Source organism: Variovorax sp. GW823-FHT04F07, assembly GCF_058795995.1.
Genome location: NZ_JBXAIG010000003.1, coordinates 805,017 through 815,470 on the forward strand (window position 1 = coordinate 805,017; position 10,454 = coordinate 815,470).

Consider the following 10,454-nt stretch of genomic DNA (forward strand, 5'->3'; position numbering starts at 1 on the left):
CCGGTTCAGGCGCAGCCGGCACAGAGGCAGGCACCGCCCCATCGTCCTGCGCCTTCCCCAGGCCCAGTCCCGCAAGAAACTTCCGAAATCGACCCACCATGCGGCCCCTCCTTCTTGTCGTGCGGCCGCGCTGTGTCGGGCGCGGCCGGCGCGCAGTGTCTCACGCCACCTTGGCGCGACGACGACGCCACAGCACCCGCACCAGCCACCCCACGGGCAGCACCACCAGCAGCAGCCACGGCAGCGCCGCGGCCACGAAGGTGATGAGCGCGCCCACGCTTTCGGCCAGCACGTCGCCGGCGTTGCGCAGCGCGTGCGCCATTGGGCTGTAGCCGTCGCTGCCGCTCACCAGCGCGCGCTTGGGCGTGAACTGGATCTGGATGTGCTGCTTGCTGATCTGCTGCGCCAGCACCTTGCGCTGGGTGGCGATGGCGTCGAGCTCGGCCTGCGTGTCCGACAGCGTGCGCTGGATCGCCAGCAGGTCGGCCATGGTGCGCTTGGTGACGGTGTCGCGCAGCATGACGCGCAGGCTGTCGCGGAACTCGGTGCGGTTCTTGATGCGGGCCTCGACGTCGATCACCTCGGAGGTCTTGTCCTCGCTGGTGGTGGTGTGCGAGACCACGTTCGCCACGCCGGCCAGGCCGCCGAGCAGCTTGTCGACGTCGGCAGGTTCCACGCGCATCTCGAGCAGGGCGTTGCCCGGCTGCTGCGGCGTCTCGCGCAGCAGCGAAGACGACAGCAGCTCGCACTTCAGCGTGCCGCACAGGTCGCGCACCTTGCCCCAGGCATCGGCCAGCTGTTCAGCCGGCACTTCGACGTTCAGGTCCTGGCGCACGGCCAGGAAGCGCTGCAGCGCGGTCTCGCCACTGCCCTGCCGCGCCTCGTCGGACTGCGACGCGGCGATCTCGGCCTGCGGTGCGCTCGCCCGCTGTGCTTTCATGGCACCGCCATAGCCCATCGGCGGCGCCGGCATGGACGCGGAGGCCGGCGCGGCCGACTCGGCACTGCGCTGGCGGTCGCAGCCGGCCAGCGACAGGGCGGCCGCCAGGGCCAGCAGGACAGCGCCTGCGCGGTGGCGCACGGCGGCGCGAGGTGTCGACAGGGAAAGGGTGCGGCGGCTCATCAGGACTCCTTGAAAAGAATGACTACCACCGCTGATACGGGCGACGACCCGCAACGGGGTTAAGCCGCCGCAGCCATTCGCAACAATTCGTCGCCTTCCGCCACCTGCTCGCCCGGCGAGAACATCAGTTCTTCCACGGTACCGTCGGCCGGTGCGGCGATGGTGTGCTCCATCTTCATTGCTTCCATCACGGCCAGCGGCTGGCCGCGGCTGACCTTGTCGCCGGCCTTGACCGCGAAGGACACGACCTTGCCGGGCATCGGCGCCGTGAGGCGACCGCCTTCGGCGTGGGTGTCGCCCGCGTGGGCGAGGCGGTCGATGGCCGTGAGGCGCGTGGCGCCCTTCGCCGCGAACACGTGGGCGGTGGCGCCGTCCAGGTGCACGTCGAGGGTCTGGCGCGTGCCGGCGAACTCGAGCTCGAATTCGCCCGTGGGAAAGCGGCCGATGGTGAGCGGGCCTTCGATACCGCCCACGGCGAGGTGCAGGCCGCCGTCGCGGCGGTAGGTCAGCAGTGCGCTGTGCTCGGCGCCGCGGAACTCGAAGTCGAAGCGGCGCTTGTATTCGCCGTGTGCGCGCCAGCCGTCGCGGCGCTCGAAGGGGTCGGGCAGCTGCGTCGGCCACTCGGTGACCAGCGTGCGCGTGATGGCGGCGGCCGCGGCCAGCGGCAGGCCCAGCGGCTCGCGGTCGAACAGCACCGCGCGCTCGCGCTCGATGAGCGCGGTGTCGAGGTTGGCCTTCGAGAACGACTCGGTCGCCAGGATGCCGCGCAGGAACTGCACGTTGGTCGACACGCCCACGATCTGCACCTGGGCCAGCGCGGCATCGAGCCGGGCCAGCGCCTCGGCGCGCGTGCTGCCGTGCACGATGAGCTTGGCGATCATCGAGTCATAGAAGGGCGAGATCTCGCCGCCTTCGCGCACGCCGTCGTCGATGCGCACGCGGCTGCGCTGGAAGGCGGTGGCCTGCGGCTTACGGTACACGCGCAGCGTGCCGGTGGCGGGCAGGAAGTTGTTGTCGGGGTTCTCGGCGCAGATGCGCGCCTCGATGGCGTGGCCGTGGATCTGCAGTTCCGATTGCTTGGCGGGCAGCGGCTCGCCCGAGGCCACGCGCAATTGCCACTCCACCAGGTCGAGGCCGGTGATGGCTTCGGTCACCGGGTGTTCGACTTGCAGGCGCGTGTTCATCTCCATGAAGAAGAAGTTCATCTCGCCGCCTTCGCGCTGCTCGACGATGAACTCCACCGTGCCCGCGCCCACGTAGTTCACGGCGCGCGCCGCGGCCACGGCGGCCTCGCCCATCTGCTTGCGCATCGCCTCGGTCATGCCGGGTGCGGGTGCTTCCTCGAGCACCTTCTGGTGGCGCCGCTGCACCGAGCAGTCGCGCTCGAACAGGTAGACGTAGTTGCCCTGCGTGTCGCCGAACACCTGGATCTCGATGTGGCGCGGGCGCTGCACGTACTTCTCGATCAGCACCGCGTCGTCGCCGAAGCTGTTGATGGCTTCGCGCTTGCACGAGGCCAGTGCGGCCTCGAAGTCGGCGGCCTTGTCGACCGCGCGCATGCCCTTGCCACCGCCGCCGGCGCTGGCCTTGATGAGCACCGGGTAGCCGATGCGGTCGGCCTCTCGCTGCAGCAGCGCCGGGTCCTGGTCGGCGCCGTGGTAGCCGGGCACCAGCGGCACGCCGGCCTTTTCCATCAGCTGCTTCGACTCGGCCTTCAGGCCCATGGCCTTGATCGCCGAGGGCGGCGGGCCGATGAAGGCCAGGCCGGCGTCGGCGCAGGCCTGTGCGAACTCTTCGTTCTCGCTGAGGAAGCCGTAGCCCGGGTGCACCGCTTCGGCGCCCGTGGCCTTGGCGGCTTCGAGGATCTTTTCCCAGCGCAGGTAGCTGTCCTTCGGGGCGCTGCCGCCGAGGTACACCGACTCGTCGCAGGCGCGCACATGGTTGGCGTGCGCGTCGGCGTCGGAGTACACCGCCACGGTGCGAACGGCCATGCGGCGAGCGGTTGCGGCCACGCGGCAGGCGATCTCGCCACGGTTGGCGATGAGGATCTTCTTAAACATTCGGAGTGTCTCCCGGAGGATTCTTTTTCAGTTGAAAGGCGGACGTGACGCCCGGATCGGGCCGGCCACTGAAGATGCGTGCCACGCGGCTGAACAGCGCGCGCAGAAAACGCCAGCTCTTGCGGATGAGCCACACGCTGAGCACGAGCACGAAGACGAACAGCACGAGAAAGACCAGCGGATGCGCCACCGCGAGCCACAGCCCGGCCGGCACCATCGAGTCTTCGACCAGCGACGCGCCGACGTTCGAAAACGGCTCGGGCGAGGTGTTGATGGCCGCGCGCGTGGTGGCCTTGGCCGCATGCGCCGTGGCCGCGAAGCCGCCGCCCAGCAGCGCCGCGACGACGGCCATCGCTCCATGGTCGGCACCGAACACGCTGGCCGCGAGCGCCGCGCCGGCGGGGATGCGGATGGCGGTGTGCACCACGTCCCACAGCGAGTCCAGGCCCGGGATCTTGTCGGCGAAGAACTCGACGAACACCATGAAGCCGCTGACCGCCAGCACGATCGGATGCGCGAGCATCTGCAGCCCCGCAGGCAGCGGCACCCAGCCGAAGTAGCCGACCAGGCCGGTCAGCAGCACGACGAGGTACAGGCGCACGCCGCTGGCCCAGCCGATGGCGGCGGCCAGTGCGAGCAGCTGGGGCATGTCGAGTGCGTTCATGGCGGTCCTTGGTTGGCTGTCAGCCGGCGAGCCAGGACGGCTTGCGCTTCTGCAGGAAAGCCTGCACGCCCTCGCGGCCTTCGTCGCTGGCGCGGATGTCGGCGATGCCTTCAACCGTCTTGGCGATGAGCGCGCCGTCGATCTCGCGGCCGGCCACGTCGGCGATCAGCTGCTTGCAGGCGCGCACGGCAGCGGGGCTGGCGCCGGTGAGGGCCTTCAGCAGCTCGTCGACCTTGGCGTCGAGCGCGTCGGCGGCCACCACTTCATGCACGAAGCCGATGCGGTGCGCCTCGGCGGCGGTGAAGCGCTCGGCCGTGAGGAAGTAGCGCTGCGACGCGCGCGGGCCCATGGCACGCAGCACATACGGACTGATGGTCGCGGGCACGAGGCCGATCTTCACTTCGCTGAGGCAGTACCACGCGGTGTCGACGCTCACGGCCATGTCACACGCGGCCACGAGCCCCATGCCGCCCGCGTACACGTCGCCCTGCACGCGCGCGATGGTGGGCTTGGGGCACTCGGCGATGGTGCGCAGCATGTCGGCCAGCTTGCCCGCGTCGGCGAGGTTCTCGCCCCGCGTGTAGTCGGCCATGCGGCGCATCCAGTTGAGGTTGGCGCCCGCGCAGAAGGCCGGGCCGTTCGCGCCGAGCACGATGGCCTTGACCTGCGGCGCGGCGCCGGCTTCGAGGAAGGCCTGCGTCAGCTCGGCGATCACGACATCGTCGAAGGCGTTGCGCGCGTCGGGCTGGTCGAGCCAGATGCGCGCGACCGCGCCGTCGATGGCGAGGTTCAGCTTGGTGAAGGTGCTGCTCATGCGGTGCCCCTCGTCACATGCGGAAGATGCCGAACTTGGGTTCGGGGATCGGCGCGTTGCGCGACGCGGCCAGGCCCAGTGCCAGCACGCGGCGCGTGTCGGCCGGATCGATGATGCCGTCGTCCCACAGGCGCGCAGTGGCGTAGTAGGGATGGCCCTGGTCTTCGTACTGCTGGCGGATCGGGGCCTTGAAGGCTTCTTCTTCGTCGGCGCTCCAGCTGCCGCCCTTCAGTTCGATGCCGTCGCGCTTCACCGTAGCGAGCACGCTTGCGGCCTGCTCGCCGCCCATCACGCTGATGCGCGCGTTGGGCCACATCCAGAGGAAGCGCGGGCTGTACGCGCGACCGCACATGCCGTAGTTGCCGGCGCCGAAGCTGCCGCCGATGATGATCGTGAACTTGGGCACGTTGGCGGTGGCCACGGCCGTCACCATCTTGGCGCCGTGGCGCGCGATGCCTTCGTTCTCGTACTTGCGGCCGACCATGAAGCCGGTGATGTTCTGCAGAAACACCAGCGGGATCTTGCGCTGGCAGCACAGCTCGATGAAGTGCGCGCCCTTCTGTGCCGACTCGCTGAACAGGATGCCGTTGTTGGCGATGATGCCGACCGGCATGCCTTCGATCTCGGCAAAGCCGCAGACCAGCGTGGCGCCGAAGCGGGCCTTGAACTCGTGGAACTCGCTGCCGTCGACGATGCGCGCAATGATCTCGCGCACGTCGAAGGGCTTGCGGGTGTCGGTGGGGATCACGCCGTACAGCTCTTCGCGCGGAAAGTCGGGTGCGCGCACCGCGGCGCCTTGCGGCGTGTCGGCGGCCTTCGCGTTGAGGTTGGCCACCGCCGAGCGCGCCAGCGCCAGCGCGTGCAGGTCGTTCTGTGCCAGGTGGTCGACCACGCCCGACAGGCGCGTGTGCACGTCGCCGCCGCCCAGGTCTTCGGCCGACACGACCTCGCCGGTAGCCGCCTTCACGAGCGGCGGGCCGCCCAGGAAGATGGTGCCCTGGTTCTTCACGATGATCGATTCGTCGCTCATCGCCGGCACGTACGCGCCGCCGGCCGTGCACGAGCCCATGACCACCGCGATCTGCGGGATGCCCTGGGCGCTCATGTTGGCTTGGTTGTAGAAGATGCGGCCGAAGTGCTCGCGATCGGGAAACACCTCGTCCTGGTTCGGCAGGTTGGCACCGCCCGAGTCCACGAGGTAGATGCAGGGCAGGCGGTTCTGCTCGGCGATCTCCTGCGCGCGCAGGTGCTTCTTGACCGTCATCGGGTAGTAGGTGCCGCCCTTCACGGTGGCGTCGTTGCACACGATCATGCAGTCCACGCCGTTCACCCGACCGATGCCCGCGATGATGCCGGCGCCCGGTGCCGACTCGGCCCCCTTGGCATCGAGGTACATCGCATGCGCGGCCAGCGGCGCGATCTCGAGGAAGGGCGTGCCCGGGTCGAGCAGCTCGGCCACGCGGTCGCGCGGCAGCAGCTTGCCGCGTGCCGTGTGCTTGGCACGCGCGGCCTCGCCGCCGCCCTGCTCCACTTTCGCGAACTGCTGCTGCAGGTCGTCGACCAGCGCGCGCATGGCGGCCGCGTTGGCCTGGAAGTCGGCCGAACGCGCATTCAGTTTGGTTTCGAGTTTGCTCATGCTGTCTTTTCTTGGCTGAGACCGAGCTGCTCGGTCATGGCGTCGCGGATCTTGAATTTCTGGATCTTGCCGGTCACCGTCATCGGGAACTCGGAGACGAACTGGATGTACTTGGGCACCTTGTAGTGCGCGATCTGGCCCTTGCAGAAGTCGCGGATCTCGGCGTCGGTGGCGCTCTGACCGGGCTTGACGATGATCCAGGCGCACAGCTCTTCGCCGTACTTCTTGTCGGGCAGGCCGACCACCTGCACGTCCTGCACCTTCGGGTGGCGGTACAAAAATTCTTCGATCTCGCGCGGGTAGATGTTCTCGCCGCCGCGGATCACCAGGTCCTTGATGCGCCCGACGATGTTGACGTAACCCTCGGCGTCCATGGTGGCGAGGTCGCCGGTGTGCATCCAGCGCTCGGCGTCGATGGCTTCGCGCGTCTTGGGCTCGTCTTCCCAGTAGCCGTGCATCACCGAGTAGCCGCGCGTGCACAGCTCGCCCGACTGGCCCGGCGGCATGATCGCGCCGGTCTCGGGGTCGATGATCTTCACCTCGAGGTGCGGCTGCACCGTGCCCACGGTCGACACGCGGCGGTCCAGCGGCGTGTCGGTGCTGCTCTGGCAGCTCACGGGGCTGGTCTCGGTCATGCCGTAGGCGATGGTGATCTCGCCCAGGTGCATCTCGCTGACCACGCGCTTCATCACTTCGATGGGGCACGGCGAGCCGGCCATGATGCCGGTGCGCAGCGTCGACAGGTCGAACTCCTTGAAGCGCGGATGGTCCAGCTCGGCGATGAACATCGTGGGCACGCCGTGCAGGCCCGTGCACTTCTCGGCTTGCACCGTTTCGAGCACGGTGAGCGGATCGAAGCCGTCGTTCGGGTACACGATGGCCGAGCCGTGCGTGAGGCAGGCCAGGTTGCCCAGCACCATGCCGAAGCAGTGGTAAAGCGGCACCGGAATGCACAGGCGGTCGGCCGGTGTGAGCTTCATGCACTCGCCGATGAAGAAGCCGTTGTTCAGGATGTTGCGGTGCGTGAGCGTCGCGCCCTTGGGAAAGCCCGTGGTGCCGCTGGTGAACTGGATGTTGATCGGGTCGGTGGCCTTCAGCGTCTTCTGCGTGGCGGCCACGCGCGCGTCGGCCGCATCGCCGCCGGCCAGCAGCTCGCTGAAGCGGCGCATGCCGGGCTGCTCGTCGCCCTGGCCGGGCTTGTCGATCCAGAAGGTGTGCTGCAGCAGCGGCAGCTTGGCCGGGCCCAGCTCGCGCAGCATGCCCAGGTAGTCGCTGGTCTTGAACTGCGCCATCGTCACCAGCGCCTTGCAGCCGACCTTGTTGAGCGCGTACTCGAGCTCGGAGGTGCGGTAGGCGGGGTTGATGTTGACGAGGATCAGGCCGACCTTGGCGGTGGCGATCTGCATCAGCACCCACGGCACGTTGTTGTGCGACCAGATGCCCACGCGGTCGCCGGGCACGAGCCCCAGGTTCAGCAGCGCGCTGGCCAGCTTGTTCGACGCGGTCTGCAGTTCGCGGTAGGTGAAGCGCTGGCCTTCGTGGCGGCTGACGAGGGCTTCGCGTTCCGGTTGCTTGGCAACCATGTCGTCGAAGAAGTCGCCGATGGCTTGCTCGATGAGGGGGACGTCCGTGGCGCCTTGGGCCAGGCTCTGCGTCAGTGGCATCGTCTTGTCTCCTTGTCTGGCGCCCTCTCCCTGCGGGGAGAGGGTGGGGTGAGGGTGTGCAGCGCGGCTTATGCGGTTTCGGAGAACAGCTCGCGGCCAATGAGCATGCGGCGCACTTCGCTCGTGCCCGCGCCGATCTCGTACAGCTTGGCGTCGCGCCACAGCCGCTCGACCGGGAAGTCCTTGGTGTAGCCCACGCCGCCCAGCGTCTGGATCGCCTCGCCGGCCATCCAGGTCGCCTTCTCGGCCGAGTACAGGATGGCGCCGGCCGCGTCCTTGCGGAAGGTGCGCGCATGGTCGTTGCGGTCGCAGGCCTTGCCCACGGCGTACACGTAGGCGCGGGTGGCCTGCCAGGTCGAGTACATGTCGGCGATCTTGCCCTGCATCAGCTGGAACTCGCCGATGCTCTGGCCGAACTGCTGGCGCTCGTGGATGTAGGGGATCACGGCGTCCATGCAGGCGGCCATGATGCCCAGCGGGCCGCCCGAGAGCACGGCGCGCTCGTAGTCCAGGCCGCTCATCAGCACCTTGGCGCCCATGCCTTCGCCGCCGAGCACGTTCTCTTCGGGCACTTCGCAGTTGTCGAAGAACAGCGGGAAGGTGTTGGAGCCGCGCATGCCGAGCTTGTCGAGCTTGGTGCCTGCCGAAAAACCTTTGAAATTCTTTTCGACGATGAAGGCGGTCATGCCGCGCGCGCCCATCTCGGGTTCGGTCTTGGCGTAGATGACCAGCGTGTCGGCGTCGCCGCCGTTGGTGATCCACATCTTGCCGCCGTTGAGCACGTAGTAGCCGTCCTTCTTGTCGGCCTTGAGCTTCATGCTCACCACGTCGGAGCCGGCGTTGGGCTCGCTCATGGCCAGCGCGCCCACGTGCTCGCCGCTCACCAGCTTGGGCAGGTACTTCTTCTTCTGCGCGTCGCTGCCGTTGCGGTGGATCTGGTTCACGCACAGGTTGGAGTGCGCGCCGTACGACAGGCCCACCGAGGCCGAGGCGCGCGAGACTTCTTCCATGGCCACGATGTGGGCCAGGTAGCCCAGCTCGGTGCCGCCGAATTCTTCCTTCACCGTCATGCCGTGCAGGCCCAGCTCGCCGAGCTTTTGCCACAGGTCGTGCGGGAACAGGTTGTCGCGGTCGATCTCGGCGGCGCGGGGCGCGATTTCGTTGGCGGCGAAGTCCTGGATCGCGCTGCGCAGCGCGTCGATGTCGTCGCCCAGGTCGAAGTTGAGGCCGAAATCGTGCATGAGTCTTGTCTCCTCTGAAGGGGTCGGCGCGCAGGGCTGCCCGCGCGGATGGCGCTTGAAAAAACGCAGCTTACGCCTCGTGGCGCCGCAATTGGCGCCACAATGGTTGCAAATTGCGCCACGACCGATGCCCTCCACCACGTCGTCCCCCGCCTTCCTGCGACCCGCCCGCGCCGTCACGCCGATGGCCTTCGTGCGAGCCATCGTGCAAGGGTATGCCCGCTACGGCAAGGACCCCGCGCAGGCCCTGCAGGCGGCACAGATCGCGCCGCGCGAGCTGGCCCGCCCGGGCGCCCGGGTGACGGCCGCGCAGTTCGAGGCGCTGTCGGGCCACGCGATGCAGGAGCTGGACGACGAGGCGCTGGGCTGGTTCTCGCGCCGCCTGCCCTGGGGCAGCTACGGCATGCTGTGCCGCGCCTCGCTCACCTCGCCCGACCTGGGCGTGGCCATCAAGCGCTGGTGCCGCCACCACCGCCTGCTCACCGAGGACATCACGCTCGCGCTGGAGGTGACCGGCGGCGTGGCCACGCTGCGCATCACCGAGAACCGCCCGCTCGACCCGGCGTTCCGCGAGTTCTGCCTGGTGACCAGCCTGCGCTTCATGCACGGCTACGTGTGCTGGGCCATCGACTCGCGCATCTCGCTGCGCCAGGCCACCTTTCCGTTCGCGGCGCCGCCGCACCGCGACGCCTACCCGCTGATGTTCACGCCCGACGTGCACTTCGACGCGCCGCAGGCCAGCATCAGCTTCGACGAGCGCTACCTCGCGCTGCCGCTGCTGCGCGACGAGCGCGCGCTGCGCACCATGCTCAAGCGCGCCCTGCCGCTCACGGTGCTGCAGTACCGCCGCGACCGCCTGCTGGGCCAGCGCGTGCGCGAACTGCTGCGCGCGCGCTCCGGCGAGGCGACCACGGCGGAGGCGCTGGCGGGGCTGCTGAATGTGTCGGGGCGCACGCTGCACCGGCAGCTGCACGAAGAGGGCACCTCGCTGCAGGTGCTGAAGAACGAGGTGCGGCACGAGCTGGCGGTGGAGCAGCTGCGCCGGACCACGCGGCCGATCAAGCAGGTGGCGCTGGCGGTGGGCTTTCGCAACGAGAAGAGCTTTTCGCGTGCGTTCCTGCAGTGGACGGGGCATGCGCCTCGGGACTTTCGGCAGCTGGGGTTGTAGGGCGCTGGTTCAGGGCGCGTGCACAGGCCACCGGGTACTTCCCTCCGCGAATGTCCCCCGGGCTTCGCCCTCCTCCTTGATTTC

General features: G+C 68.7%; 8 protein-coding genes. 1 reads left to right on the top strand and 7 read right to left on the bottom strand.

Annotated elements, in window-relative coordinates:
* Nucleotides 1–160 precede the first annotated feature (160 nt).
* The 7 genes from AC1RAA_RS19040 to AC1RAA_RS19070 form a co-directional block, all read right to left on the bottom strand.
* The gene (locus AC1RAA_RS19040) at nucleotides 161–1,123 is read right to left on the bottom strand and encodes a DUF4349 domain-containing protein (RefSeq protein ID WP_492730644.1); all 963 of its coding nucleotides are present in this window, start codon (nucleotides 1,121–1,123) and stop codon (nucleotides 161–163) included.
* Between the two features lie 59 nt (nucleotides 1,124–1,182).
* Nucleotides 1,183–3,183, bottom strand: coding sequence for an acetyl/propionyl/methylcrotonyl-CoA carboxylase subunit alpha (locus tag AC1RAA_RS19045; RefSeq protein ID WP_492730642.1), 2,001 nt, complete (start codon nucleotides 3,181–3,183; stop codon nucleotides 1,183–1,185).
* On the bottom strand, nucleotides 3,176–3,847 hold the full coding sequence (locus tag AC1RAA_RS19050; protein WP_095947914.1) for a DUF4126 domain-containing protein: 672 nt from the start codon (nucleotides 3,845–3,847) through the stop codon (nucleotides 3,176–3,178). Before AC1RAA_RS19050 ends, AC1RAA_RS19045 begins: the two co-directional genes overlap by 8 nt.
* Before the next feature lie 19 nt (nucleotides 3,848–3,866).
* Nucleotides 3,867–4,661: an enoyl-CoA hydratase/isomerase family protein gene (locus AC1RAA_RS19055; protein ID WP_492730640.1), complete on the bottom strand. Its 795-nt coding sequence runs from the start codon at nucleotides 4,659–4,661 to the stop codon at nucleotides 3,867–3,869.
* Between the two features lie 13 nt (nucleotides 4,662–4,674).
* Nucleotides 4,675–6,297, bottom strand: coding sequence for a carboxyl transferase domain-containing protein (locus AC1RAA_RS19060; protein WP_139701354.1), 1,623 nt, complete (start codon nucleotides 6,295–6,297; stop codon nucleotides 4,675–4,677).
* Nucleotides 6,294–7,961 (bottom strand): AMP-binding protein, encoded by a 1,668-nt coding sequence (locus AC1RAA_RS19065; RefSeq protein WP_492730638.1) that lies wholly within the window; start codon nucleotides 7,959–7,961, stop codon nucleotides 6,294–6,296. The genes AC1RAA_RS19060 and AC1RAA_RS19065 overlap by 4 nt, the downstream gene beginning before the upstream one ends.
* 68 nt (nucleotides 7,962–8,029) lie before the next feature.
* Complete coding sequence (locus AC1RAA_RS19070; protein ID WP_056577364.1) at nucleotides 8,030–9,202, bottom strand: isovaleryl-CoA dehydrogenase; 1,173 nt, start codon at nucleotides 9,200–9,202, stop codon at nucleotides 8,030–8,032.
* Nucleotides 9,203–9,329: 127 nt separating this feature from the next.
* Between AC1RAA_RS19070 and AC1RAA_RS19075 the strand changes: the two genes are divergently transcribed.
* The gene (locus AC1RAA_RS19075) at nucleotides 9,330–10,370 is read left to right on the top strand and encodes an AraC family transcriptional regulator (RefSeq protein ID WP_492730636.1); all 1,041 of its coding nucleotides are present in this window, start codon (nucleotides 9,330–9,332) and stop codon (nucleotides 10,368–10,370) included.
* Nucleotides 10,371–10,454 lie beyond the last annotated feature (84 nt).